The organism is Sphingomonas beigongshangi, assembly GCF_016820445.1.
Taxonomy (GTDB): Bacteria; Pseudomonadota; Alphaproteobacteria; order Sphingomonadales; family Sphingomonadaceae; genus Sphingomonas; species Sphingomonas beigongshangi.
In genome coordinates this window covers 252,003-276,450 of sequence record NZ_JADHDT010000006.1, presented here as the reverse complement: position 1 = coordinate 276,450, position 24,448 = coordinate 252,003, and the positions used below count along the sequence as shown (strand labels likewise).

The window sequence follows — 24,448 nt, the reverse complement described above, 5'->3', positions numbered from 1 at the left end:
CCGTCTCAGCGCAGTGTGCGGCCTACGGCGAGCGACGCGGCCTTCTGGGGCTTGGCGGGTGGAACGTTTCCGCTCGGATCGGAGGTCGAGGTGACGAGACCGCGATCAGCCCAGGCTTGAAGGTCGTTTATGGAATAAACGACGCGGCCGCCCAGCTTGCGATAGGTTGGACCAGTGCCATACGTACGGTGCTTTTCAAGGGTGCGCTCCGATAGGCCCAAGAAGCGCGCTGCTTCCTCGGTGCGCAGGTATCGTGGCGGTAGATTGGCGGCTTCCTCGCCCATGATCGAACCTCCGTGCTCTCGCGGCGGCCGCTACGGATGAGCGGCGGCCTGCGGGTACGGTGGCGAAAGAAGGCCGGTCAGTTGTCGTGGAGATTTGGGGGGAGCCTAATTCCCACACCGTGATCGGATCGTCGTCCGAGGCCGGCGGTCTGCGGCGCATCGCATGGCGGGCTGAGCCGGTTAGCCGCGGCGGCGGCGATGCCGAAGGAGTTTACGGTAACCACCCTCGATCATGCGTCTAGCTTCGCGTAGCAGAGACATGATTGCATGTCGGCGCGACGAGGCTTGCCATTCGTCGCGACTGACATCGCCGATATCGAAGATCACCTGCGCAATCGACTGCTGCGTGGCGCCGTCGCGGAAACCGTCGAATGCTTGGAGCATTCTGCGAGCTCTGGCACGTTGCTGGGCTGTCAACCGCGTGTCTGGTGGCACGGCGCGGTGATGAAGCGTCGCGAGCAGGCGTTCAACCGACTCCAGACGGTCGAAGCCGCTGATGTCGAGCGGGATGACCGCGACCAACGGGGTGATCGTCGCCGACTCGCCGATCTGGATAAGCTGCAGCGATGGGACGCCAGCGTCATACAGTCTGAAATCTGCGCCGATTGAATCAGATGCAAGCGGCGGCGGTAAGATCGGCGCTGTTGTTGTCGTCGAGAGAAGGTCTGGCGCCGTGTCGAGAATAACAGTGCTGGTATCGTCCGTAGGCGACCAAAGCACGGGAGCGGCCGGCGGCGGATCCAGCGGATCGACAGGGAAATCGCAACCCCCAACGGAGTCGGAAGTCTTCAAGATCTTGTTCGGGAGAGATGTCGCGATGCAGGAGCGCCGTGAAGTCACGGTCGTAGGCGTCATTGCGCCGAAGCCACTCCCAAGCAAGGTCAGACGCGCTCAGTCTATCGACGTGATCATAATTTGCCGAGGCTCGCCACTGAGAGGAATCCGGCGTCACAGCTTTGCTCCTCATCGTCTTCCGATCGAGTTCGGACTGACAATGATTACCGTGAGTTGCGTTGCGCGGAAGTCCAGGTTGAAGCAACAGGTGTTGCTCCCGAGGCATCGCGGGCGCTAACGGGCAAGGCTCTCTCTCGCGACTTCGCGGTAGCCGTGCTCGGACATCCAGCGCGCCCGTGCGAGGTGTGTCGCATGAACGCGACGGCAACGCTCCGGATCAGCGTCAGGATCGAGGCCGAACAACGTGCGTGTGGCTTCTCTCCAGTCGGCTCCGTCGCGCCATGAATCGATCAGGCGCAGGTACAAGGCCATATGCGCCCGGTCGTACGGCGTGAGAGCCGATCCCGTTGGTGCTTCATCCTTGAAGTCGTGCGTCGTCACCGCATCCCCCTGATGTCCGAAATATCCACTGTGGAGGGATTTGTTAACGATGATCTGACGCCGTTACGAATGCAAGGCGTGTCGCCGGACAATCGCGTCACGGCGGCGATATGCCGATAATCAGCGACGAACCTTGTGATCGACAAGCATGACCCCTACGCCTTGGTCGGAGCTCAAGAAGACGATCCCATCTCGTTCCAAGGCCCGTCTCACCTCGTCGCGCGTGCTTTCGTAGATCCCGAGATTGCTCTCGGATTCCAATCGCTTGAGTGCAGTGAGGGATACACGGGCCTTGTCCGCGAGCGTCTCCTGTGTCCAACCCAGCAAAGCGCGTGCGGCCCGCGATTGTCGGGCGGTGATCATGCATGATCACCTCCCACTTGGACCTACGCGCACGCCAGAACTACGACTATAATAGTCGCCTCGTAATGATATTTCCATCCGAATCGTGCTCTCGGGCCTGCCCGCGAGGCGCTTTCACGGTGACTGATTCGGTCGCCTTTGGACGCCGAAGGCCCCGGCCTTTCGGCCGGGGCCTTGCGCCGGGCGTCAGTCGCCCCGGCGCCCGTTGGGGCGGGACCAGATCAGCGAGAAGGTGTCGCTGTCCTCGTCGTCGAAGAGGTTGGCGTAGATCGGGGCGTTGAAGCTCGGATCGTCGAGCTTGAGGCCCAGATAGTCGCGGCCCTCGTTCGAGCGCTTGGACCAGGCGGCGCCGATTTCGGCGCGGCCGACCAAGACCCGGTGGCTGGGGGCGTTGTCGCCGGTAGCGCGCTGGTCGGGAACGATGCGCACGTTCTTGGCTTGGACGCTGAGGGTGACGATTTCGCCGGTGAACTCGTTCGAGCCGGTCTTCTTGAAGGTGCCGATGGTCGCCATTGTAAGTCTCCGTTTTCCGTTCCGAGCCCGCACCATTGCGGCCTCGATGGCGATCGGTTGGCCGGAGGCGATCGACGGCGCACCCCGCAGGGGCCTGACAGCTAAGGAGGGCTTTCTTGTCTCGCGAGGAATGGCGGCGCAGCCGGCAGGGGAAGAAAGTTTGACGCGGCTGTTGCGTCATAGGCGATCGAGGCTTTAGCCGGCCTTCGGCCAGATCAGGCCATTGAAGAGGCCGTTTGGAGCGGTCGAGACACGGTCAGATAACGGAAGAGATGGCGGCCGTCCTGCATCGACAAACCGGCGCGTCGCCATGTCACCGGCTTCGTCCATCTCACGACAGGGTCCAGTACTGCTCAATCCTGACCTTCAGCCGCCGTTCGCAGGGGAGTGCCTCACCGGGTATTCTCTCGGCCGCTAAGACACGGGTCGAACGCAGGCAGCGCTTCAATAAGGGCCGTTTCTTCAGGGCAGCGCCAATCCGAGCTTCATCGACCTATCGTCGCAACAGGAGATGACGAAGAGGCCGACCCCCGTAGCTCTGGCCCCTTGACGGGAATATGGGAGATCAAGCCCGTGCAAGGCCTCGGCCGGAAGGACCCGGGGCCGCCGCCATTCCCGCAACTCGTACAAGCGCGGTGATGCCGACAGCGACAGCGCCGATGACCGAGAACGTGATCTGCCATGCCTCAGATGGCATGAGGTGTTTCACGATGCCGTGGGTGGCGTGGAAGCCGGCAACAGCGGCAGGGGCGACGAAGACGATCGCTACGGTAAGCTTCAGCCACATTGGTTTGACGAAGGTGATCAGGAGCTGACCAGCGGCGAAGGTCGCGGCCGCGGCGACGAGGCCGACGGCGATCCCGCCGAGAGCGCCTGCGCCGCTGCCGTGGGCCCACATGCCCACGGTTGCACCTACGAAGGTCGGCAGGGCGAAAATAGCCAGTGTGAATAGCAGCCAGCAGAGCACGCCGATGGCTGCGAGCGATCCGAGTATTCCGAGGATGATCATAACGGTGGCCTCCGTTCGAGTAGGTTCGACGGTTGCGCCTGCCACCACCACCACGGCGCGATCGCACTATAGCGAAAGATAAAGGACGCCGGGAGCGGAAATCGCGAGCGACTTCCGCCTGGCGCAGCCGGTTTTGTGGGGTCAGAGGGCAAACGGATCAATTTCATGGACAATCTCCGAAGCGCTGCCGTCGTATTCGCTGGCGGGCGTAACCGAAAGAGTGCCGTCACCGGCCTGGAAGATGACGATGGCTGCCATGAGGGTGGTGGCGAGGCTGAAGGCGAAGGCTTGGGCTTCGTTGGGGGACATCGGATCGGCTCCTGTCTTCGGGCGGAGGACCCTCCCCCGCTGACAGGCGCCCGAAGTGTCGGACTGGTCGCTGCAATCACCGCGCAGGCGCAGCCGGAGCGGCGGCATGCGCGCATAGCCGACCCTTTACGGGTTGATGGCGCCAAGCGACCAGTCCGGCCAAGGATTAGCGCATAGAAGCGGGGTGGTCCGCTCCGATCAGAGCGAGGTCGTGGTCGATGTTCACGCGAATGCGTTCCGAAGAATTGCTATCGCGAGAAACAGAGCGCCAATGGAAAGCACTACCGATCCTGAGACATAGGCGAACGCCTCAAGGTGCTGTCCGCGTTCGATCAGAAGTGCTGCCTCAAGCGAGAACGCCGAGAAGGTGGTGAACCCGCCGATGATGCCTGTCGTGAGAAACAGGCGCGCATGCTGGGATAGTCCGCTGCGGAGTGCGAAATACTCGACGACGACCCCCATCAGGAACGAGCCGAGGACGTTGATGGTCAGCGTTCCGAACGGAAAACTGCTTGAGCCGAGCGTGCGAAGGGCCGTGACGTTGATCGCGTGTCGGGCCATGCCGCCGAGTCCGGCGCCGATGAAAACAATCAGATAGTTCATGGTTGCCCTGTGCATGCGGCAACCAGCAAGTCGAAGGCGAACACCTACCATCGACAGGCGGGTTGCCTGTGTTGGTAGGAGTCATCAGCCGGAACGGCGGTTATCGGGGAACTCCATCCCCGTCACCGTGCATGATATCGAAAGAGGTCGGCTCTTGGAAGAGGTCGGGGCGGCGCTTACGCGCCGCCGAACCTCCAGACCGGGATGCCGAGCTTCTTGGCCTTGTCGGCGAGGTTGTCGTTGATGCCGGTGCCCGGGAAGTGGATCACGCCTTTAGGCACGATCTGCAGCATCTCGTCGTTGCGTTTGAACGGTGCGGCCCGGCCATGTTTCGTCCAGTCGGGTGCAAAGCCGATCTGTGGAACGTTGCGGGTCTTTGCCCAGAGGGAGGCGATCTTCTCGGCCCCTTTGGGGGATTTGCCGTGGATCAGCACCATGTCGGGATGCTTCGCGTGAACCTGATCGAGCTTGGCCCAGATGAGCTGGTGATCGTTGAAGTCCAGCCCGCCGGTGACGGCGATCTTCGGACCGGGAGGGAGGAGCACTTGCTGGTCGGCGCGCTTCTTCGCCATCAGGAAGTCGCGGCTGTCGATCATCGCCGAGGTCAGATTGCGATGGTTGACCTTCGATCCGCTGCGCGGGAGCCATGACTTGCCGACGTGGCGTTCGTAATGTTCGGCAGCCTGGTCGCGCATCAGCTCGAAGGCGTTCTGGCGCTCGATCAGCGTCATGCCTTCGGCGATCAGGCGCTCAAGTTCGACCGACTTCACTTCGCTGCCGTCCTGTTCTCGCTGGGCCCGCTTCTGGGCCTGCTCGTTGTCGTCCAGTTCCCGACCGATCCGGTCGGTGGCGCGGTGAAATACGTTGGTGGTCGACCAGAGGAGATCGTCGAGGTCGGGTTCGAGGCGCGTGTCCTCCAAGGTGCTAATCAGGGCGTCAAAGATGTCGGCGACGGCGCCCGCGACTTGGTTGCCGTCGGGCAGAAGCCGTTGATCGGGCTCGTCGGCGAAGGGTCGGTAGCCGTGGAGCTGGAGTTCGTTGAGGACATGGTCGGTGGGTGAGGATTCGTGGTGTGGTTCGTAATCGTCGTGATCACGCATGGGATGCTCCGTCGGTTGGACCGCGACCGTCGCGGCCTTCATGGCGACGAAGCCCACGGGCCGGACGGCCGGGCACCCGGAGCGCAAGCGCAGGGCTTGATGGCTAAGGCCGGCTATTTTGCCTCGCGATGGAAAGCGGCCTTCAGGCCGCGCCGGAAAATAGTCGGCCGCCGCCATTGCCCGGTTGGCCGGCTTGTGGGCCGATCGCCCTCTCGAAGGCCGAGGCGCGGTCCCCCTCCGATGGATTGCCGCATCCGCTGAGCACGACGGCTAACCGCAGGCCCGTTCTCCTGCCGGCTATGCCGCCAATGCCATGAAGCGGACGACGTCCTGCGGCGCGACCTGCAAACGGGCTTCCATGCGCAGTGCGTTCAGGCCGAGCGTACGCAGATCCTCGTTGAAGTCGCCCAGCTCCGGCGAGATGACGATCGCTTCGATTCCGGCTGCGTTTGCTCGTTCGATCAGGGTGTCGCGCGCGCCGTCACCGGCCGGATCGTTGTCGCGGACGATGTAGAGCCGCCGCAGCGTGTCGGGGAACAGGATGGCGGCGAGGTGTGCCGCCGAGAGCGCTGCCAACATCGGCATGTCGGGTATGACTTGCCGGAGCGACAGGACGGTCTCGATGCCTTCGCCAGCCGCCATCACCTCGCCACCGATGCCGAAGCGCACAGCGTTGCCGAGAAGATCGCCCATCGCCCGCCTCGGCGTGTCGATCGGCGCCTTGTCGCAGCGGCGGGGATCGAGCCAGGTGCGATGCGCCCCGGTGATCTTGTCGTTGAGGTCGGTGACGGACGCGATCATCGCCGGCCAGGTCTCGGTCGCTGCATGCTCGTCAGGGCGGTAATAGCAACGCGGGTGGAAATGCAGGCTTCCGGTTCCGCGTAAATCCGTAATGGCGCGTTCACGTAAATACGCTTGTACGAGCGTGCCGTAGATTGGCTGTGACATGTGAACGAGCCGGCGCGCCGCCTCGGGCGAACCATGCGGCGCCGGACTATACCGCTGGTGTTCACGTTCTTTCGGCTCCGGGGGCGGCATGCTGAGGAAGGTCCGCGCTTCGTCGACAACGTCCTTGAAATCGATCAGGCCGCAGCTTGCGCGGATGACGTCGAGAAGATCGCCATGCTCGCCGGTGGCTGCGTCAGTCCATTTTCCGGCGAGACCCTTGGGCGAGTCCTTGAGCCGGACATACATTGAGCGGCCGGGCGTGTTGCGCACATCGCCCACCAGCCAATAGCCGCCCTCGCGCCGGCCACTGCCGAGATAGTGGCGGCACACCGCCTCGGCTTGCCGGCCGAGACGATGCGAAAGATCGGAAGCATCCTGACGTGCCATCACGCAGCCTCCCGCTCGGAGATGCGCGCCACGGGGAAGGTGTCGAGCAGCTTGGCGAGGACGCCCGGGCCGGTGGCGTCCGCAGGCACGAAGAAGCGGAGCTTCCACGAGATGATCTCACTGAACAGGCCGTAGGCGCGCAGGCGATCCCGCATGGCCTCGGTGAAGCCGGTCAGTTCTAGCCGATAGGCGCTCATGACGCGCGCGCGGCGAAGCTGAAGGCCATCGGCAAGATCGAGAATCGTCGTGCCGTCCATCAGCGCGGCGAAGGCCTGCTCCGTAGTCAGCGACGCGGCGCCCGTCGTCACGGCGTTCGCCGCCCAGGCGGGCGAGACGCGGCGACCGATGATGCGCTCGCCGGCATCGGTCTGGAGCCGGTAGACGCGTGTCGATTCGTTCGGCAGGCGCTTCCAGATCGGCAGCAACAGGCCGGCGACGATGTGGATCGTGCTGTCGGCAAATTCCGGCAGGTCGTTCACCTCCGCCCACCACGCTGCGGCGAAGACGGCGCGATCGGCTTCCTCCCAATGGCTCTCGTCCATCATGCGCAGCGGCGCGTAATGCTGCTCCATTGGGCGGAGCAGGCACACGCGTCGTTCGATTTCGCCATCGTCGAGCATCATTGACGGTGCGGGGATCTGCACGGCGGCGCGTCCGGAACGGCCGTTGACGAGGAGCCGCGCCCGGGGATCTGAGAGGTGATCGAGTGCGTCCGCCAGGCTCGTCGGCCGATTGCGCTCGCGCCGGGTGATGGTGAGCAGCCGCGTTTCCGCCCCGGTGCCCGGATGGGTATGGATCACCTCGCTGCCGGTGATGACGAAGCTCTCGGCCTGCAGCGTATCGAGCCCGACGTCGTAGACGCCGCTGCGGATGGCGCCTTCGATCTTCGCCGTCAGGAGCTGCTCGAACGCGGTGAAGAGCACGCCCTGCAGATCGATGGTGAGCGCCAGCAGGCGGTTGAGAAAGGTGGTGATGGGAGGCAGCTCGTCCTTGATGCCGTTGTCGTCCGTCAGCTTGAGCCCGGTGGCGGATTCGAAGCGGTGGAGCGAGCAGCCGTCGACCTTTCCCCGAACCAGCAGCAGATAGAGCTGGCGGAGCGCATCACGCGCGTAGGAGCTTTCAAGATTGTCCTCGGGCCGGAACAGGCCCTGTCCCCCGGTCTGGCGCTGGCCGCGCGTGATGGCGCCCAGCGTGTCGAGCCGGCGCGCGATCGTCGAGAGGAAGCGCTTCTCGGCCTTCACGTCGCTGGCGATCGGTCGGAAGAGCGGTGGCTGCGCCTGATTGGTCCGATTGGTGCGGCCAAGACCCTGGATCGCTGCGTCGGCCTTCCAGCCCGGTTCCAAGAGATAATGGATGCGCAGGCGCTGGTTTCGGGCGGCGAGATCGGCGTGATAGCTGCGACCCGTGCCGCCGGCATCCGAGAAGATGAGAACGCGCTTCTGGTCGTCCATGAAGGCGGCCGCCTCGGCGAGATTGGCCGATCCGGCCCGGTTCTCGACCGCGAGGCGCTCGGCCTTGCGCACCACGCGCCGCGAGCGTCCCGTCACTTCGGCGACGACGTCCGTCCCGAAGCGCTGGACGATCTGGTCGAGCGCCCCCGGGACCGGGGGCAGCGATGCGAGCCGCTCGATCAACTCGTCGCGGCGGGCGACGGCCTCGCGGCTCTCGACGGGCTGGCCATCCCGATAGACCGGACGCGACGACAGATTTCCCTCGCTGTCGGAGAAGGGCTCGTAGAGCTGCACCGGGAAGGAGTGGGCGAGATAGTCGAGGACGTATTCGCGCGGCGTGATGTCGACCCGCACGTCGTTCCATTCGTCGGTCGGGATCTCGGCAAGGCGCCGCTCCATCAGCGCTTCGCCGGTCGAGACGATCTGGATGACGGCGGAGTGGCCGTCGGCCAAATCCTGCTCGATCGAGCGCACCAGCGTCGGCGTCTTCATGCTGGTCAGAAGATGGCCGAAGAAGCGCTGCTTGGCGCTCTCGAAGGCCGAGCGCGCGGCCGACTTCGCCTGCCGATTCAGCGTGCCGCCGTCGCCGGTGATATTGGCGGCTTGCATCGCCGCGTCCAGATGGTTGTGGATGATGGCGAACGCCCCGGCATAGGCGTCGTAGATGCGCGTCTGCTCGGGCGTGAGCTGATGTTCGACCAGCTCGTATTCGACGCCGTCATAGGAGAGCGAGCGGGCCGTGTAGAGGCCAAGCGCCCGCAGATCGCGCGCGAGCACTTCCATCGCCGCGACGCCGCCATTGTCCACTGCCTCGATGAATTCGGCGCGATTGGCGAAGGGGAAATCCTCGCCGCCCCACAGGCCGAGCCGCTGGGCATAGGCGAGATTGTGGACGGTGGTCGCACCCGTCGCCGAGACGTAGACGATCCGGGCGTTCGGAAGCGCGTGCTGGAGCCGCAGCCCCGCACGTCCTTGCTGCGATGGGGCGACGTCGCCCCGTTCACCCTTGCCGCCGCCGGCGTTCTGCATCGCGTGGCTCTCGTCGAAAATGATCACTCCGTCGAAGTCGGAGCCCAACCATTCGACGATCTGCTTGACGCGCGAAAGCCTTTCGCCGCGGTCGTCGGACCGTAGCGTGGCATAGGTGGCAAATAGGACGCCTTCGCCAAGCCGGATGGAGGTCCCCTGCGGGAAACGCGAGAGCGGCGTGACCAGCAGGCGCTCCATGCCGAGGGCTGACCAGTCGCGCTGAGCGTCTTCGAGCAACTTGTCGGACTTCGAAATCCAGACCGCCTTGCGGCGTCCCTGAAGCCAGTTGTCGAGGATGATGCCGGCCGACTGGCGGCCCTTGCCGGCGCCGGTCCCGTCGCCGAGCATGAAGCCCCGGCGGAAGCGGATGGCATTCGGCGCGTCATCCGGCGCGGCGCTAACAAGATCGCCGGTCTCATCCACGGTCCAGGCACCGGCGAGGAATTCGCCATGGGCTTCGCCGGCATAGATGACCGTCTCGAGCTGGGCGTCGGACAACACGCCGTCGGTGACGATCGCGGTCGGAAGCGTCGGGCGATAGCTTGGCTTCGGTGGCGCGACAGACGCCATTGCGGCCGATTGCACCAAATTGGTTGGATGGGGCTGAGCGTCCGGGATGCGGATCGACTGCAGCGCATAGGATTCGTAGATCGAGTCCGACAGGCGGCCACCCTCGGGTGGCGTCCACTCCACGGTCTCATAGTCGAGCGGCGCACCCTCGATCTGCGGAGTGCGTCGGGCGGGCGCGCCCGACGCGGCCCGGGCGAGATAGCCGCGCACGGTGCGCGGCGCGGACTCGGGCGCTTCTTTCGGCAGTGTGACTGCGAGCCGTGGCGGGACATGCCGCTCGATCCAGGCGAGCAGGGTCGCCACATCAGGCGCGATACCGGCGGTTTCGGGAAAGCGGGCCGCAATTTCGGCGGGTGCCTTATCGATGACGGTCAGGCGCGTCTCGATGGTCGTGCCGTGCTTGGCATAGACCGAGCCCGCTATCGCTGCGGTGAACACAACGCGACCGCGTTCCTGAAGGCGGACGAAGCTGTCCCGCCAGACTGGAAGCTCGGGCGAGAAATTGGCGCCGGTGATCGCGACCAGCCGGCCGCCCGGCGCGAGCCGCGCCAGCGCCGACGTCATATGGCGGTAGGCGGCGTCGGCTACGCGCCCCGAGACGTTCGCCATGACCGAAAACGGCGGGTTCATGATGACAACACTGGGGATGCCGCTGCGATCGAGATGATCGTCGATCTGGGCTGCGTCGAAACGCGTGACGGTCGTTGCCGGAAAGAGAGATGCGAGCAAATCGGCGCGGGTCTCGGCCAGCTCGTTGAGGATGAGATTAGCACCGGCAATCTCAGCGAGGACCGCGAGCAGGCCCGTGCCGGCCGAGGGCTCCAGCACCCGGTCGGCGGGTGTGAGCGATGCGGCGGTCAACGCCGCCAAACCGAGGGGCGTCGGCGTCGAGAATTGCTGAAAGGCCTGGGTTTCCTCGGACCGGCGCGTGTGGGTCGGCAACAGGCCGGCGATCTTGGCCAGCGCGGCGAGCCGTGCAGTCGGAGACGCAGCTTTGCGGAAAAGCGGCTTCCCGTATTTGCGCAGGAACAGAACGGTCGCCGCCTCGCAAGCCTCGTAGGCCGTCTTCCAATCCCAGGCGCCGCTGGTGTCGGACGCACCAAAGGCCTGTTCCATGACGGAGCGCAGGGTGGCGGCGTCGATCGGCCGGCCCTGTTCGAGATGCGGAAGGAGATATTCGGCGGCGGCGAGAATGGCGGCGGCCGGCGGCGCGTGGGACGCGAGCGGGAGCGAGGCCGCCGAAGCGGGTTCCTGGATCGGAGCGTGAAGCATGGAAGATACCTCGAAAGAGCGAAAGACGGGCGAGCCGGCCCGGCGCTCTCTCTCGACCGGACGGGCTCGAACCCGTCCCGGCCGACCTTTCACTCTGGCGCGGTCGGCGCCCGCCCCATCGCTCCCGCTTTCGGCGGGAGCGATGGGGCGCTAATCTCGGTTGGGAAAATTAGCCGCGGCGTCGCCTTCGAGGGATCGCCGCACCGGGCGAGGAAGGCAGACGGCATGAAGGGAAGCGCGATCGGCATCATTGCGGCCGGATGCCTGGCGGTCGGGTTCGGCGCAGGCTTCGTTCTCAGACCGGTGATTTCGCCAGTCTCGGCATCTCCGGCCATCGCTGCCGGCGTGGCGCAGCCGACCGAGGAAGAAGCGACGGCCGCGGTAAGGCGCCATCGCCTGTTCACCGGCACATCGCTGGAGCGGGCGACGCTGAAGCTCGGCGACTGCTCGCCGGGCGGTGTCGGGCCCGGTGTGACCTGTATGACGCAGCTAGTCATGGACCCGGCTAAGTCAGGTGCGGCTCCGCAGAACCGTCCGATCGGCTTCGCCAGGGTCAACGGCCAGTGGGAGGTCGCGGTCTGGTAGGGGCGGCGAATCCGCGCTCAGGTCAGGCTTCCGGCGGGCGATAAAGCTCGAAGGGATTGCCCTCAGCCAAGTGACCGAAGGGCGTAAGCACATAATTGTCGCCCTCGCGCCCGACGGCGCAGATGACGTAGCGCGTTTCGCCGGTTGCGATCTCGGTGCATTCCATGAGCGCGAGGTCACCGCTGGTCGCGGCGCTTAGCAACGTTTCGAAGTTGGTGCGGGCATGATCGGGGATGCTCATCGGGCATCCCCGTCGGCAAGGCGGTTCGCGAGCCAACGTCCGGTGCTCAGCCACTCGACCGTCGCGCCGGTCGAAAGTTCAAGGACATGGGCGCCCCCGTAGAACCCGTCGACGACAGGGTTGGAGGCGATGGTGGCCCACTGAAACCCCCAGCGCCCGGTCAGCCCGAATGCCTTGGCGCAGCGCGTCACGAAGGTGATCGCGAGTTGCTGGTCGGCGCTGCCTGGGTCGCGCAGCCAGAGCCGAGCGGGCCCATATTCGGGTGTCAGCGAGAGCAGAAACGGCTCAGCCGGCGGGTCCTCGCGGGCATTCTCGGCCATCAACGCGGTGTAGATGTCGAAGGCGCGCACAGCGTTCGCGGGGGTGCCGACGTCGAGGAGGCAGGAAAAGCGGGTGAGAAAGTCGGTCATGGCGGGCTCCAGAAACGAAAAAGCCCGGCGCTGGGCCGGGCTCGGGAGGGTTCGGATTGTGGTCGGGCTAGTAGCCGAACTGCCAGGATGGCCAGGATTGGCCGTCGTCGGCGGCTCGCACGGCATCGTCGAGATAGGCGGGGTCGCCCTCTACGACGATGGGATCGCGGACGGGCGTCTCGTCGATGACGACGACGCGGGCAACGAGCCCGTCCTCGACCTCGACATGCACGGGCACGAGATACTGGAAGACGACGCGTCGGAGCGCCGGGCTGGATTGCGACATGGCGCAGCTCCCTGGTTGGAAGGATAGGCGGAGCGACCGGAGCCGCTCCGCCTAGCGATCACTCGGCCGCGACGAGCTGGCGTTCGTCGTCTTCGCCGGCGGGCTCGTCGTCATCGCCTGCGAGGAAGTCGGGCAGCGCAGTACCCTCATCCTCGGCGCCGGTCTGGATTTCCGGCGCGGACGCATCGGCCTCGGCGAGCAGGCGGAGGGGCTCCGGGAGCCATCCGGTGTCGACCAGCAGGCGCTCGGCCTCCTTGGCCATGTCGCCCTTCTTCAGATGGTCGATGAGCTGCGCGGCCTGCTCGCCGGCGCCCTCACGAACCGCCTGGAGGATGCGGGGCTTGGTGACCCGGTTGAGATAGTTGCCGAAGGTCGGACGCCAGCCGGCCTCGACGAGATCGAGCCCGGTCGCCTTGGTCAGGCGGTCGGCTTGGGTGAGCCGCATATCGAGAGTGTGCTGGGACACGCCACCGGCGCTGTGCGGGTTCGGCCGCTCATAGAGCGCGTTGATGCCGAAGCTGACGCAATGCGCCAGGAGCGCCATCCGGCTGGCATCGTCCAGGCCCGCGAGCCAGTCCCACAGCGCGTCGTCGTCCTTCGGGATGTCGCCCGCCCATGCGGTATGGCGGTCCTGCACGGCGCGCGCGGACGGGCTGTCCTTCAGCCCATCGTCCTGGGCGGGGAAGAAGATGTGCTTTACCCCGGCTTCCATGGCGCCCGTATACATGCGGGTCATGAAGCTGTCCGAGACGAGCTTGTGCAGCAGCGCGGTCATGGCGACGTGGGGGTTCTCCGCGACGGCGTTCCGCAGCGCGAGTGTGCGATAGGCCGTCAGCTCGATCACGAGACGCTCCGGTAGCGGCTTGATGACGTCGTCCTCCTCGTCCTCCTCGGGTTCGGCTGGCTGGCCGCCGATGGTGATGATCGCGCGCTGAACCGCGGGTTCGCCCGGATCGCCGCCAGCTTCCACGCCGGCCTCGCCCTCGGGCTTGATCGGCGCTTCGTCCTCGGCCCGCACGTAACCGCGATCGATGTCGAGGCTGCCGTCATGGGCGATGCTGATGAACACGCCCGCGCGCGCGATGTCGTCCGGCTCGAAACGCACCGGCCGGGTCTCGAACGCGGCGAGAGCCGTCTCGATCTCGCCGAGGCGCTGGTCGACCTCGTCCGGCAGCTCGTCGGCGCCCTCATATTCGCCCTCAAGCTTCTGATATTCGGCGTTGAGCGCGTCGATGGTGGCCTGTTCCTCGGCCGAGATGTCGAGCGGTTCGCCTTGCAACTCGCGCAGGCCCCGCGCGGCGTCATAGGGGAAGCTGACCGCCACTTCGATCCACTTCCAGCCTTCGGCGGCGATCGTCCCTGCCGTCGCCTTCAGCTTCTCGGCGACCAGCCGGTCGAGCAGCGCGGGGTCCTGTAGCCAGCCGCCATCGTCGGACTGGAAGAGATCGCGCATGATGACGCCGCCAGCCGCCTCGTAGGCGTCGAGCCCGACAAACACGGCCCGCTTGTCCGAAGCGCGCACCGTTGTCTCGGTGAGCATGCGCCGGATCTGGTACGGCTCTTTCGACCAGGAGTCCTTGATCGCCTCCCAGACCTGCTCCTGGCGGACATGGTCGTTCGAGACGGTGAAGGCCATGAGCTGCTCCAGCGTCATGCCATCGTCGGCATAGATGTCCAGCAGCGTCGGTGAGACCGCTGCAAGGCGCAGCCGCTGCTTCACCACCTGAACGCTGACGCGGTGGGCGGCAGCGATATCTTCTTCGGGCGTGCCCTTGAGGCGCATATCCTGAAAGGCGCGGAACTCGTCGAGAGGATGCAGCGCGGCGCGCTCGGCATTTTCTGCGTAGGACACCTCTTCGGCGAGGATCGGATCGTCGACCGGACGGACCACGCAAGGCACGAGGGCGGTCTTGGCGAGGCGCTTCTGCTTTACCAGCAGGTCGAGCGCCCTGAAGCGGCGGCCGCCGGCGGGCACCTCGAACATCCCGGTCTCGTTGCCGTCGCCATCGACCACGGGCCGGACGTTAAGGCCCTGGATAAGCCCGCGCCGGATGATCGAGGCCGCCAGGTCCTCGATTGAGACGCCGGCCTTCACGCGCCGAACGTTCGACTGGCTCAGGACCAGTTTGTTGAAAGGGATGTCGCGCGAAGACGACAGGACGATCTTTTGAGCTGCACTAGCCATCGGGATTTACTCCGCGACGGGCGGCCGAGAGCCTCTCTCTCGACCTCCAACCCGTCACGAAATCCCCGCCCTCCTCTAACTCTCTCATCTTCCACTGTCGGCCAGCGACCGATCGGACGACTTCACGCTCGTCTTGACACCATCGCTTTCGGAGAATGTCGAGCCTGACTATAATAGTCGTCATAGATACTGTTCGACGTCACTTTCCTTCGTCGGGCGGGATGCCGACGCTGGAGTTGATCGGAGAACGATAATGAGCACGACGGCTGTTGAGGACGCCAAGCGGATTGCGCCGTTGGTTTGCGAATTTAGTGCAACGAGGCGCGAACCTGAGGTTATCGCGGGTGGAGCGCGCCATGATCGGCGCAAATGGCAAGGCGCTGACGATGTTGGTCACGGCGCTGCAGGCTCGCGGACATCTCAAGGTCGAAGAGTTCGCCGACACGCTGGCTGTGTTCAGCGTAGTGGTTGGGGAGGATGATGACCTTGAAGGGATGCTGCTCGCCGCGTGGGCGGGGATGATGAAGGAGAGTCTTTAGCGTAGAGAATGGGCAACCGGCCACGCGAAGAGACGCCGCGCGTTTGCGCGGCGTCTCTCGATAGGACGTGGAATGTGGCCGGCGGCAGAGGCCGCATTAGCCATCCCTGCGACTGGCGCGATGGGCTGCGTAGAGCACGCGCTCGGCGGCCCGGATGCTTCCGGTCCTTCGCGCCGCCTCGGCCCAGGCGGAGATCGGGAAAAGGCCCTCGAACAGGATGTCGCGCTCGATGCCAAGGCCGAGCGGTAGGCTCACCTCGGCCATTTCCGACAGGCTGAACGATCCCAACTCAGGTTCGCCGAGATCGGCTAGACCGAACAGTGTGTCGCCGTCGGCATCGAGTTCGGTCGCCAGCCATACCCCCTCGCCCAAGGGGTTGAAGAACTTCACCACGGGGATGGGATCAACGTCGCGATCGCGGCCGTTGGCGAGGAGCTGCTCGCGCAGCTCGGTGGTGAGAAGGATCATGCCGCCCTCCTGTCGATCGAAGGGCCGGCTTGGTCGTCGGCCGGCAGGAAGCCGAGCAGCCAGTCCGCTGCCTTGCTCGCCTGCGATGCGGCGCGGACGATGGCGCGATTGTCCTCGCGCAACACCTCCAGCCACGAGCCGATATAATCGGCATGTCTGACGGTGGGTACGATGCCGATGGAGGCGCAACAGAAGGCGGCGTTCATCTCTGCTATCAATTCTTCGAACGCGTACTTCTTGGTGCCAAAGCCGCCTGACAGGTCGCGGCCCAGCCGCGAGGCGTGGCCGCTGGCGTGACCCATCTCGTGCAGCGCCGTGCGGTGCCAGTTGATCGGGTCGTAGTAAGCTTGCGGCGGCGGAACCTGCACATAGTCGAGCGCTGGGGCGTAGAAGGCGCGGTTGCCGCCGATGCGGAAATCGATGCCGGTGGCCTGGATCAGCGCCTCGACCCGGGGTTCGATCAGGCCCGGCGGCGGGGGAGGAGTGACGATTGCGACATCCTCAGGCAGGTTCTCGCATTGCGCGCTGTTGAAGACCGTGAAGCGCTTCAGGAACGGGATCGCCTGGGCGTCTTCGCCCGTGTCTCGCGCGCGTCGTTTCTCGTCGTCAGGTATGAAGCGGTCGGCGTAGACCACGGTCGTGCCGCGCTCGCCCTTGCGGACGTTGCCGCCGAGCGCGAGTGCTTGGCGGAAGGTGAGCCAGCTCTGCCCGGGAAAGCCGTGTTCGATGACGGCGCCCCACAGGATCAGCACGTTGATGCCGGAATAGTGCCGGCCTGTAGAGCCGTTCCGCGGCATGGCGAGCGGCGCCTTCGCCGCCGCCGTCCCCCATGGCTGGACCCACGGGACGCGGCCGACCTCCAGCTCGGAGATGATCTTGCCGGTGATTTCGTCATAAAGGCTCGTCCGATCCTGGCCGGCGCGAGCGGATGTGGTTTTTCTGGACATCGCGGATCTCCGCGACGGGCGCCGGGAGCCTTTCTCCCAGTCCTCAACCCGTCACGGCAAAGCCGGTCCGCACTCTCACTCTAGGGGTGTTGCGGGGTGTCCCCGCAGAAGGGGTCGGTCGAGACGAAAGGCTCGGCCGCAGGGGAAGGCTTTCCCCTCCAGCGATGATTACCTCCATGTTTATCTTGTTAGGTAAGCCGAACTTCACATCTTACGACTATTATAGTCGCATCCCTAAGTGTCAGTTGAGTTGGGCGACGACCGTGTTGTTGCATATCCAGAACAAGATATTGCGGATGATCGCCAACAGCGAACCTGTGGCTGACACGGCGCGCGAACTCTGTGCCGACATTGAGACACTGATGTCTGGCGTGATCTGCTCGATCCTGACCGTCGATCAGGCCGGACTTCTGCATCCGCTCGCAGCGCCGAGTCTGCCTGCGGACTATTCTTCTGCATTGGATGGGATGATGGTCGGCCCGGAGGTCGGGTCCTGCGGCGCTGCGGCTTATCTGCGCGAACCCGTTATCATCGAGGATATCCGACGTGATCTGCGCTGCGCCCGCTCCATGGGACTCATAGAAGGCCTTGGCGTGAGCGGATGCTGGTCCTTCCCTGTCGTCAACGCGGGCGGTGACGCCATTGCCGTCATCGGCTTCTACAGCGAGCAAGCGCGCTCGCCGAGCGCTTCTGAGCGCGCGCTGGCGGAAGCCTGTGTCGATCTCTGCGGTCTCGCGCTTCAGCGGCATGAGCGAGCCGTCGACCGCGAGCGCCGCGCGAACATAGACGCGCTGACCGGACTTCCCAACCGCTCGGCCTACAACGTCGCGATGGCGCAGATTCCGTGTGACGTCCCGGGGGCCTGGGCCCTCTTCATCATCGACCTCGATAATCTGAAGATCGTGAACGACACGTTCGGCCATCTGGCCGGTGATGCTCTCATCAAGGCGGCGGGGACCCGGATCGCGCGGGCGATGGCGCCCGACGTCAGCTTCCGGCTGGGCGGCGATGAATTCGCCGTCATCATTCAGAACCCCGTCTCGCTCGCCGATCTGAATGCGGCGGCGGAACGCGTGCTGACAGAATTGGAGCGCAGCGCCGATTGCGAGGGGCATGCCGTGGCGCCTCGTGCGACGATCGGCGGCGCCGTTCTGGGTGTCTCCGAACGGAGTGCCATGGCGGTCAACGAGGCCGCGGATTTCGCGCTCTATCACGCCAAGGAGACCGGGCGCGGCGGCTTCGTGCGCTACTGGCCGGGAATCGGCACGCGGATCACGCGGCGCCGGGACGCGATACGCGATGTGGCCGATGCGCTCGCCGATGATCGCATGGAAACGCATTACCAACCGATCGTCGGTCTCGATACGGGCGAGATTGTCGGGCTCGAGGCGCTCTGCCGCATGCGCACCGTGACGGGTGAACTCGTCAGTGCCCTAGCTTTTCGGGAAGCGACCAGCGACGCCCACATCGCTGCGGAGCTTACGCAACGTGTTGCGGTGACGGTTGCGCGGGACATCGCCTTCTGGCGGGATCGGGGTCTGCTCGTCCAGCAGGTCGGCCTCAATGTTTCGACCGCCGATTTCTATACGGGCAGCCTGGCTCAAAAACTCGAAGATGCCTTCGGTCGCGCTGGCGTCCCGCTCGGTGGTTTGATCGTCGAAGTGAGCGAGGACGCATGTATCGGCCGAAGTGATCGCGTCGTAGCACGGGAGATAGAGGCATTGCGCGCCGCCGGCGTCCGCGTCGCGCTCGATGACTTTGGGACCGGACATGCGTCGCTGACGCATCTGCTGAACGTCCCGGTCGACATCATCAAGATCGATCAGGCTTTCATTGGCCGTTTATGGCCGGACGATCCAAGCATGGTGATCGTCGAGGGGCTCATCGATATCGCGCGGCAGCTCGGCATTGAGATTGTGGCTGAGGGGATCGAAACAGAAGTTCAGGCGAGCCAGCTTTGGTCGATGGGCTGCAAAGTCGGGCAAGGCTTTGCGTTCGCCCGTGCGGCAGACCGCGACACGACGTCGGCCTTGCTACGTCGCCATGCGAGCGGCCGTGAAGGTGCGACGCCGATCTTCGCCCAAAGTCCGATGGAGGGTTCGACCAGTCGTGTCCGAAGAGTGCGCAGCGCTTGAGCGCGGTGGCACCCTAGTGGAAATCGCGCGTTTTGACTTCGATAGTGTCGATGTGAAGGTCGGGGATATAAATATCGCGGGTTCGAAGCCCGTTTGGCGGTAGGCCGCGCGGGTCTGGGCTTGCCGAGCCGTGATGGAATTCGTCGCCGCGCCCATGTGGTAGTGGAAAGGCCGTGTCGCGCTCGCCGACGCTTGCCAGCTCAGCGGAAAGATCTGTCAGACGCTGCGCAACGAGATGAACCACTTCGCCTTCGCGTTGAACGCGCCCGCGCACGGCGATCATGCCGACCGACAGGATGGTGCGGCGGTTCTGCTCGAAGACCTTGGGCCAGACCACGAGGTTGGCAATTCCGCTCTCGTCTTCGAGCGTGATGAACATGACGCCCTTGGCGCTGCCAGGCCGCTGTCTCACTAACACGATGCCGGCTGCCTCTAGCCATCGGCCGTCTTTGGCGTCCATCGCCTCTTGGAAAGTGACCATGCGGCGACGGCGCAGCTCCCGGCGCAGGAACGAGACCGGATGGTCCCGCAGCGACAGGCTGACATGTCGGTAGTCCTCTACGACTTCACCGCCCGCCGTCATGGGGCGCAGGATGACGGCCGGCTCGGCGACCTCTGGCACGATCTCCGTCTCTCGGGCCGACGCGGCGGCGAAGAGCGGGAGCGGTTCATCGCGCAGAGCCTTGATCGCCCATAGCGCCTCGCGGCGTGCCAGGCCGAAGGGCGGTCGAAATCCGTCCGCTTCGGCGATTTGCGTGAGCGCCGCGACGGGGATGCCGGCACGGCGCCATAGATCGTCTACGGAGCCGAAGGGCTGATCCGCCCTGGCCGTGACGATCGCCGCGGCGTGGGCATTGGCGAGGCCTTTGACCATGCGCAGACCCAGGCGAATGGCGAATCGCTCTTCGCTACCGGCGGGCTCGAGCGTGCAGTCCCATCGGGATGCGTTGGCGCAGACCGGACGGATTTCGACGCCATGATCACGCGCGTCACGCACGATCTGCGCCGGCGCGTAGAAGCCCATGGGCTGACTGTTCAGCAGCGCGGCGCAGAACACTTCGGGATGCCAGCATTTGAGCCAGGCCGAGGCGTAGGCGATTAGCGCAAAAGAGGCTGCGTGGCTTTCCGGAAACCCGTAGCTGCCGAAGCCCTCCAATTGTTTGAAGGTCTGCTCGGCGAACGCCTGCTCGTAGCCGTTGGCCACCATGCCGGCGATCAGCTTATCGCGGAAATGCGAGACGCCGCCGGTGAACTTGAAAGTGGCCATCGACTTGCGGAGCATGTCGGCTTCGCCGGGAGTAAAGCCGGCGCATTCGATCGCAACCCGCATCGCCTGCTCCTGGAAGAGCGGCACGCCGAGCGTCTTGCCGAGCACTTTCTCCAGCTCGGGCTTTGGGTAGTGGACGGGTTCAAGGCCCTCCCGGCGATGAAGATAGGGATGTACCATGTCACCCTGGATCGGACCGGGCCTGACGATCGCGACCTGTACGACGAGGTCGTAATAGGTGCGAGGCTTCAGACGCGGCAACATCGACATCTGCGCCCGGCTCTCGATCTGGAACGTGCCGAGCGTGTCCGCCTTGCGGATCATCGCGTAGGTGCGCGGGTCTTCAGCCGGGATGGAGGCAAGGTCGAGGTTGACGCCCTTATGCTCGGCCAGAAGGTCCAGTCCCTTCTTCATGCAGGTCAGCATCCCGAGCGCCAGGACGTCGACCTTCATGAATTTCAGGGCGTCGATATCGTCCTTGTCCCACTCGATGACCTGCCGGTCCTTCATAGCGGCGGGCTCGATCGGCACGAGGTCGTCGAGCCTGTCATGGGTCAGGACGAAACCGCCGGGATGCTGGCTCAGATGGCGCGGCGCGCCCATGAGCTGCCGGGCGAGATCGAGCGTCAGGCGAAGCCTGCGATCGGCGAGATTGAGATTCAGTTCCTCGACGTGCTTCTGTTCGACGCCTTCCTCCGACCAGGCCCAGACCTGTGACGACAAAGTCCCGATCAGGTCTTCAGGGAGGCCGAGCGCCTTGCCGACATCGCGCAGCGCGCCCTTGGTGCGGTAGCGAATGACGGTCGAGCAGAGAGCGGCATGGTCGCGGCCGTAGGCGTCGAACACCCACTGCATGACGATTTCTCGCCGCTCATGCTCGAAATCGACATCGATATCGGGCGGCTCTCGGCGTTCCTCGGACACGAACCGCTCGAAGAGAAGATCGTTGCGACCGGGATCGATCGACGTGATGCCAAGGACATAGCAGACGGCGGAGTTGGCAGCCGATCCGCGCCCTTGGCAAAGGATGTCCTTCGAGCGGGCGAAGCGAACGATCGAATTCACGGTCAGGAAATATGGCGCATAGTCGAGCTTCTCGATGAGCCGCAGCTCATGTTGAAGCGCGGTGGTCACGCTATCGGGCACGCCTTCCGGGTAACGCTCGGCTGCGCCTTCCCAGGTGAGCTTCGCCAGCGTCTCCTGCGGCGTAAGGGCCGGATCGTCGCGTTCTTCCGGATATTGGTAGGCCAGCTCGTCGAGATTGAAGCGGCAGCGGTCGGCGATTTGCAGGCCTCGGGCAAGCGCCTCGGGGTAGCGGCTGAAGAGGCGGTGCATCTCCTCGGGCGGCTTTATGTATCGATCGGCGTGACGCTCCCGGCGGTCGCCGATCGTATCGATCGTGACGTTGTGCCGGATGCATGAGACGACGTCCTGAAGGATGCGGCGGGCGGGTTCGTGGAAGAGGACGTCGTTCGTCACCACGGTCGCGACCCGCATCTTGGTGGCGAGGTTCGACAGCTCGTGAAGGCGAAGCTGGTCGTTGGGCCGGCGACGCAGTGTCAGAGCCAGATACGCCCGATCGCCGAACGCATCGCGCAGTCGGCGCAGACGAAGGCCGCATTGGTCATCCGCGAGATCCGGCACGAAGACGGCGATAAATCCTTCGCCGTAAGCGACGAGGTCCTGCCATTCGAGCACGCACCTTGCCTTTCCGCCGCGCCGCTTGCCGAGCGACAGTAGGCGGCAGAGACGGGAATAGGCAGGTCGGTCGGTCGGATAGACCAGCACAGACATACCGTCGGCGAGGTCGAGGCGGCAGCCGACAATCAGGCGGACGCCTGTGGTCTTCGCCGCCTCGTGGGCCCGGACGATGCCGGCGAGCGAATTCCGGTCCACCACGGCCAGCGCTTCGATCCCGGCGAACGCCGCCTGGGCGAACAGCTCCTCACAGGACGACGCCCCCCGCAGAAAGCTGAAATGCGAGGTGACCTGAAGCTCGGCGTAGCGGGGCTCGCTCATCCGAAGACTCCGTGGATGAACCAGCGGTGCGAGCCTGTGGCGGTGTCCTCGCCGTCGCCGGCGCGGAACAGCCAGTAGCGTTCGCCGGCGTCGTCCTCAACCCGGAAGTAGTCGCGGACGGCGGCCAGCTCGGCGTCACGCTTCCACCATTCGCCGAACACGCGCTCCGGGCCGTCGCCGCGTCGAAGGCGGCGGCGGATTCCGCGCCAGGTGAACGAGACCGGCGGATGATCAGGGAGCAACGCGACGGTCTCGACCGGCTCGGGCGTCGGCAGTAGGCGCGAGGGCCTCGGCCAATGGCCGGGCCAGCCCACTCCCGTATCGGCCGCCATCGCCGGGATACGACAGACAGACCGCTCCGGAACGTCGCTGGCGACAGGGGCAAGCCGATAGAGGGCACGTTCGCCAACGCGGTTCATCAGGGTGTCAATGAGATCGGAGACGTCGGGGGCGCTCTCCTCAACCAAAGAACTGACGATCTGTCTGCGCTCAAGCGGTTCGGCGACGCTGGCGGCGAGGGTCATCACCTCGATGCCGAAGCCGGGCGAGATGGTCTCGATCTTGTCGCACAGGAGGCGCGTCAGCCGCTTCGCGTCGCGGACCGGTGTGGCCATGCCGACCCGCACGGCCTGGGCCCGGCTGTCGACGCGGTGGCAGATGAGATCGAGCCTGCGTGCGCCGAGGCCGCCTTCCTCCAGTCGCTCGCAAAGCTGGTTGACGAGCTTGCCGATGTAGCGGGCGATGGTCTCGGCCGCGCCGATCGGTTCAGCGAAGGCGCGGCGCACCTCGATGAGATCGGCAGGCCGGACCGGCTCGATGAGTTCGGCCGCAGTGCCCAAGGCCTGGTCTAAGCGTCGGCCGAGTTCCGGGCCGAAGCGCAAGGTGAGCGGTGCGCGCGGCTGCGCCAGAAGATCGCCGACCGTTCTGAAGCCGAGTGCGCGCAACGCCGCAGTGGTCGCGGCTGGAATGCGCAACGCCTCAAGCGGTAACCGCTCCAAGACGGATGGGCCGTGACCCTCCGGCGCGATGACGGCAGGCTGCGCCACGAACCGGGCCAGCGCATGGGCTGCTCCCCATGTGTCGGCGATCGCGCCTCTAGCGGTGATCCCGGACATGGCGAGGCGCCCGATCAAGCCCTCCAGCATGACGGCTTCGCCGCCGTGGAGGTGATCAGCGCCTGTCGAGTCGATGATGAGGCCGTCAGGCGGGTCTGGAGCCACGATAGGCGCATAGCGGAGGAGCCACACCGCGAGGCGCTCAAGGGCCTCGTCGTCGGCTACTGGCTGGGCATCCTGCACGATAAGAGCCGGCACCAGGACCTGTGCCTTAGTGACGGGCATGCCGGCGCGCAGTCCGGCGGCCTGGGCCGCAGCATCCGCCGCCAGCACCACCCGCCTGTTCCCGTCGCGGCCAATCAGGACGAGCGGCGCCTCAGCCGGAGGCGCCGCGTCGCCAGCCTTCCGCCGAAGCCGGTCTGTGGACCAGTTCGGCAGGAAGAGCGAGACGACCCGTGTCATCGCACGCCTCCAACTCGAAATCTGCACTTTCGCCCGCTCGGGCGCGGATGAGTTCAACCAACCAGCGTGCGCGGCCCACGCCGGGAACGGGTAGCGGCGTTGAGGGCATTACGGAGACGCGCCAGCGCGTCATCGCAGATGTCGGTTGGCCGAAATCCGTCGCCTCTGTCTGTCGCCGCCAGCGCCGCAAGGCGATCCCGAGCGAGCCGGCGCCTTCGGCCGCCAGTTGCAGGCGTCTTGATGCTGTCATCGAAAGGCGGGCGACCTCGCCGATGACGGCCCCGAGGCCGCCGTGGCGCAATCCTTCTTCCATGCAGGCGAGGACGGTCTTGTCGTCGCCGGCTTCGAGGTAGATCACGCGGTCGCTCGCGAGGCCTGCCTGGGCAATGGCGGGCGCGAATAGGTCGGCGCGCGTGATGCACCAGAGGATTTTGCCTTTGGTGCGGGCGGCGAGGCCCGCGCTGAAGGAAGCCGCTGCGGCTCCGTCGACCGCTCCGTTGCCGCCGCCGGCTATTTCATGCAGCGCGCCGAGGGCAAGGCCGCCGCCGGGGAGTCGCGAATCCACCTCGGTGATTCCGAAAGGAAGGACCGATTTGGCGCGCCGGCTTCGGCCTTCGATCTTCTCGATCTGCGCGCGCAGGGACTCTATGGCGGGCTCGGGCCGCAAGTGCGTTCT

23 protein-coding genes, 1 pseudogene and 1 riboswitch are annotated in these 24,448 nt (G+C 65.2%); of the genes and pseudogenes, 3 read left to right on the top strand and 21 right to left on the bottom strand.

Translation table 11 applies throughout. From position 1 onward, the window contains the following. Positions 1 to 5 precede the first annotated feature (5 nt). The 12 genes and pseudogenes from IQ292_RS12870 to IQ292_RS12820 all read right to left on the bottom strand — a co-directional run bounded on the left by IQ292_RS12870 (position 6) and on the right by IQ292_RS12820 (position 11,173). Positions 6 to 284, bottom strand: coding sequence for a helix-turn-helix transcriptional regulator (locus IQ292_RS12870; protein WP_099957444.1), 279 nt, complete (start codon positions 282 to 284; stop codon positions 6 to 8). 180 nt (positions 285 to 464) lie between these two features. After that, positions 465 to 1,076, bottom strand: coding sequence for a DUF2285 domain-containing protein (locus IQ292_RS12865; protein WP_238941051.1), 612 nt, complete (start codon positions 1,074 to 1,076; stop codon positions 465 to 467). 22 nt (positions 1,077 to 1,098) lie between these two features. After that, a pseudogene (locus IQ292_RS17685) lies at positions 1,099 to 1,251 on the bottom strand (transcriptional regulator domain-containing protein); the annotation flags it as partial. A 101-nt stretch (positions 1,252 to 1,352) separates the two neighbouring features. Next, positions 1,353 to 1,619 (bottom strand): DNA -binding domain-containing protein, encoded by a 267-nt coding sequence (locus IQ292_RS12860; protein WP_099957446.1) that lies wholly within the window; start codon positions 1,617 to 1,619, stop codon positions 1,353 to 1,355. A gap of 120 nt (positions 1,620 to 1,739) precedes the next feature. Then, positions 1,740 to 1,982, bottom strand: coding sequence for a helix-turn-helix domain-containing protein (locus IQ292_RS12855; protein WP_168073986.1), 243 nt, complete (start codon positions 1,980 to 1,982; stop codon positions 1,740 to 1,742). A gap of 186 nt (positions 1,983 to 2,168) precedes the next feature. Beyond that, entirely contained in the window at positions 2,169 to 2,495 is a 327-nt protein-coding gene (locus tag IQ292_RS12850) for a DUF736 domain-containing protein (RefSeq protein WP_203310701.1), read from the bottom strand. Positions 2,496 to 3,060: 565 nt separating this feature from the next. Next, positions 3,061 to 3,504 carry a hypothetical protein gene (locus tag IQ292_RS12845; protein ID WP_203310700.1) on the bottom strand — a complete coding sequence of 148 codons (444 nt, stop codon included), beginning with the start codon at positions 3,502 to 3,504 and terminating at the stop codon, positions 3,061 to 3,063. 141 nt (positions 3,505 to 3,645) lie between these two features. Further along, the gene (locus tag IQ292_RS12840) at positions 3,646 to 3,813 is read right to left on the bottom strand and encodes a hypothetical protein (RefSeq protein ID WP_203310699.1); all 168 of its coding nucleotides are present in this window, start codon (positions 3,811 to 3,813) and stop codon (positions 3,646 to 3,648) included. Positions 3,814 to 4,035: 222 nt separating this feature from the next. Further along, the gene (gene crcB / locus IQ292_RS12835) at positions 4,036 to 4,416 is read right to left on the bottom strand and encodes a fluoride efflux transporter CrcB (protein ID WP_203310698.1); all 381 of its coding nucleotides are present in this window, start codon (positions 4,414 to 4,416) and stop codon (positions 4,036 to 4,038) included. Between the two features lie 68 nt (positions 4,417 to 4,484). Next, a riboswitch (Fluoride riboswitch) is annotated at positions 4,485 to 4,546 on the bottom strand. A 46-nt stretch (positions 4,547 to 4,592) separates the two neighbouring features. Next, positions 4,593 to 5,516, bottom strand: a complete 924-nt coding sequence (locus IQ292_RS12830; protein WP_203310770.1) for a DUF2493 domain-containing protein — start codon at positions 5,514 to 5,516, stop codon at positions 4,593 to 4,595. A gap of 297 nt (positions 5,517 to 5,813) precedes the next feature. Next, positions 5,814 to 6,851, bottom strand: coding sequence for a DUF7146 domain-containing protein (locus IQ292_RS12825; protein ID WP_203310697.1), 1,038 nt, complete (start codon positions 6,849 to 6,851; stop codon positions 5,814 to 5,816). Further along, positions 6,851 to 11,173 (bottom strand): strawberry notch family protein, encoded by a 4,323-nt coding sequence (locus IQ292_RS12820; protein ID WP_203310696.1) that lies wholly within the window; start codon positions 11,171 to 11,173, stop codon positions 6,851 to 6,853. The genes IQ292_RS12825 and IQ292_RS12820 overlap by 1 nt, the downstream gene beginning before the upstream one ends. A gap of 225 nt (positions 11,174 to 11,398) precedes the next feature. On the opposite strand from IQ292_RS12820, the gene IQ292_RS12815 reads away from it, so the two are divergent. Continuing rightward, positions 11,399 to 11,758: a hypothetical protein gene (locus IQ292_RS12815; protein WP_203310695.1), complete on the top strand. Its 360-nt coding sequence runs from the start codon at positions 11,399 to 11,401 to the stop codon at positions 11,756 to 11,758. Between the two features lie 22 nt (positions 11,759 to 11,780). On the opposite strand, the gene IQ292_RS12810 is transcribed toward IQ292_RS12815, so the two are convergent. From IQ292_RS12810 to IQ292_RS12795, 4 genes are all read right to left on the bottom strand, one after another. Then, positions 11,781 to 11,999, bottom strand: coding sequence for a DUF6117 family protein (locus IQ292_RS12810; RefSeq protein ID WP_203310694.1), 219 nt, complete (start codon positions 11,997 to 11,999; stop codon positions 11,781 to 11,783). Further along, complete coding sequence (locus IQ292_RS12805; protein WP_203310693.1) at positions 11,996 to 12,409, bottom strand: hypothetical protein; 414 nt, start codon at positions 12,407 to 12,409, stop codon at positions 11,996 to 11,998. Before IQ292_RS12805 ends, IQ292_RS12810 begins: the two co-directional genes overlap by 4 nt. Positions 12,410 to 12,476: 67 nt before the next feature. Beyond that, positions 12,477 to 12,695 carry a hypothetical protein gene (locus tag IQ292_RS12800; RefSeq protein ID WP_203310692.1) on the bottom strand — a complete coding sequence of 73 codons (219 nt, stop codon included), beginning with the start codon at positions 12,693 to 12,695 and terminating at the stop codon, positions 12,477 to 12,479. 58 nt (positions 12,696 to 12,753) lie between these two features. Beyond that, the gene (locus IQ292_RS12795) at positions 12,754 to 14,880 is read right to left on the bottom strand and encodes a ParB/RepB/Spo0J family partition protein (RefSeq protein WP_203310691.1); all 2,127 of its coding nucleotides are present in this window, start codon (positions 14,878 to 14,880) and stop codon (positions 12,754 to 12,756) included. A 356-nt stretch (positions 14,881 to 15,236) separates the two neighbouring features. On the opposite strand from IQ292_RS12795, the gene IQ292_RS12790 reads away from it, so the two are divergent. Further along, entirely contained in the window at positions 15,237 to 15,419 is a 183-nt protein-coding gene (locus tag IQ292_RS12790; RefSeq protein WP_203310690.1) for a hypothetical protein, read from the top strand. 96 nt (positions 15,420 to 15,515) lie between these two features. Here the strand turns inward: IQ292_RS12790 and IQ292_RS12785 are convergent, their stop codons facing one another. Beyond that, entirely contained in the window at positions 15,516 to 15,887 is a 372-nt protein-coding gene (locus IQ292_RS12785) for a DUF2958 domain-containing protein (protein WP_168073959.1), read from the bottom strand. Further along, positions 15,884 to 16,834, bottom strand: a complete 951-nt coding sequence (locus IQ292_RS12780; RefSeq protein WP_203310689.1) for an ArdC family protein — start codon at positions 16,832 to 16,834, stop codon at positions 15,884 to 15,886. Before IQ292_RS12780 ends, IQ292_RS12785 begins: the two co-directional genes overlap by 4 nt. A gap of 263 nt (positions 16,835 to 17,097) precedes the next feature. Between IQ292_RS12780 and IQ292_RS12775 the strand changes: the two genes are divergently transcribed. After that, entirely contained in the window at positions 17,098 to 18,969 is a 1,872-nt protein-coding gene (locus IQ292_RS12775) for a bifunctional diguanylate cyclase/phosphodiesterase (protein WP_338057632.1), read from the top strand. Between the two features lie 13 nt (positions 18,970 to 18,982). Here the strand turns inward: IQ292_RS12775 and IQ292_RS12770 are convergent, their stop codons facing one another. The 3 genes from IQ292_RS12770 to IQ292_RS12760 are packed head-to-tail and all read right to left on the bottom strand — an operon-like array spanning position 18,983 to position 24,439. Further along, positions 18,983 to 22,255, bottom strand: coding sequence for an error-prone DNA polymerase (locus IQ292_RS12770; protein ID WP_203310687.1), 3,273 nt, complete (start codon positions 22,253 to 22,255; stop codon positions 18,983 to 18,985). Next, complete coding sequence (locus IQ292_RS12765; protein WP_203310686.1) at positions 22,252 to 23,772, bottom strand: Y-family DNA polymerase; 1,521 nt, start codon at positions 23,770 to 23,772, stop codon at positions 22,252 to 22,254. The genes IQ292_RS12770 and IQ292_RS12765 overlap by 4 nt, the downstream gene beginning before the upstream one ends. Further along, positions 23,687 to 24,439 carry an ImuA family protein gene (locus IQ292_RS12760; RefSeq protein ID WP_168073947.1) on the bottom strand — a complete coding sequence of 251 codons (753 nt, stop codon included), beginning with the start codon at positions 24,437 to 24,439 and terminating at the stop codon, positions 23,687 to 23,689. The genes IQ292_RS12765 and IQ292_RS12760 overlap by 86 nt, the downstream gene beginning before the upstream one ends. Positions 24,440 to 24,448 lie beyond the last annotated feature (9 nt).

Excerpts from the sequence above, each read along its gene's own strand:
- IQ292_RS12815 (WP_203310695.1), top strand. The coding sequence starts at position 11,399 with ATGAAGGGAAGCGCGATCGGCATCATTGCGGCCGGATGCCTGGCGGTC.
- IQ292_RS12850 (WP_203310701.1), bottom strand. The coding sequence starts at position 2,495 with ATGGCGACCATCGGCACCTTCAAGAAGACCGGCTCGAACGAGTTCACC.
- IQ292_RS12770 (WP_203310687.1), bottom strand. The coding sequence starts at position 22,255 with ATGAGCGAGCCCCGCTACGCCGAGCTTCAGGTCACCTCGCATTTCAGC.
- IQ292_RS12830 (WP_203310770.1), bottom strand. The coding sequence starts at position 5,516 with ATGCGTGATCACGACGATTACGAACCACACCACGAATCCTCACCCACC.
- IQ292_RS12845 (WP_203310700.1), bottom strand. The coding sequence starts at position 3,504 with ATGATCATCCTCGGAATACTCGGATCGCTCGCAGCCATCGGCGTGCTC.
- crcB (WP_203310698.1), bottom strand. The coding sequence starts at position 4,416 with ATGAACTATCTGATTGTTTTCATCGGCGCCGGACTCGGCGGCATGGCC.
- IQ292_RS12785 (WP_168073959.1), bottom strand. The coding sequence starts at position 15,887 with ATGATCCTTCTCACCACCGAGCTGCGCGAGCAGCTCCTCGCCAACGGC.
- IQ292_RS12855 (WP_168073986.1), bottom strand. The coding sequence starts at position 1,982 with ATGATCACCGCCCGACAATCGCGGGCCGCACGCGCTTTGCTGGGTTGG.
- IQ292_RS12765 (WP_203310686.1), bottom strand. The coding sequence starts at position 23,772 with ATGACACGGGTCGTCTCGCTCTTCCTGCCGAACTGGTCCACAGACCGG.
- IQ292_RS12800 (WP_203310692.1), bottom strand. The coding sequence starts at position 12,695 with ATGTCGCAATCCAGCCCGGCGCTCCGACGCGTCGTCTTCCAGTATCTC.
- IQ292_RS12820 (WP_203310696.1), bottom strand. The coding sequence starts at position 11,173 with ATGCTTCACGCTCCGATCCAGGAACCCGCTTCGGCGGCCTCGCTCCCG.
- IQ292_RS12840 (WP_203310699.1), bottom strand. The coding sequence starts at position 3,813 with ATGTCCCCCAACGAAGCCCAAGCCTTCGCCTTCAGCCTCGCCACCACC.
- IQ292_RS12795 (WP_203310691.1), bottom strand. The coding sequence starts at position 14,880 with ATGGCTAGTGCAGCTCAAAAGATCGTCCTGTCGTCTTCGCGCGACATC.
- IQ292_RS12810 (WP_203310694.1), bottom strand. The coding sequence starts at position 11,999 with ATGAGCATCCCCGATCATGCCCGCACCAACTTCGAAACGTTGCTAAGC.
- IQ292_RS12805 (WP_203310693.1), bottom strand. The coding sequence starts at position 12,409 with ATGACCGACTTTCTCACCCGCTTTTCCTGCCTCCTCGACGTCGGCACC.
- IQ292_RS12780 (WP_203310689.1), bottom strand. The coding sequence starts at position 16,834 with ATGTCCAGAAAAACCACATCCGCTCGCGCCGGCCAGGATCGGACGAGC.
- IQ292_RS12870 (WP_099957444.1), bottom strand. The coding sequence starts at position 284 with ATGGGCGAGGAAGCCGCCAATCTACCGCCACGATACCTGCGCACCGAG.
- IQ292_RS12825 (WP_203310697.1), bottom strand. The coding sequence starts at position 6,851 with ATGGCACGTCAGGATGCTTCCGATCTTTCGCATCGTCTCGGCCGGCAA.
- IQ292_RS12790 (WP_203310690.1), top strand. The coding sequence starts at position 15,237 with ATGATCGGCGCAAATGGCAAGGCGCTGACGATGTTGGTCACGGCGCTG.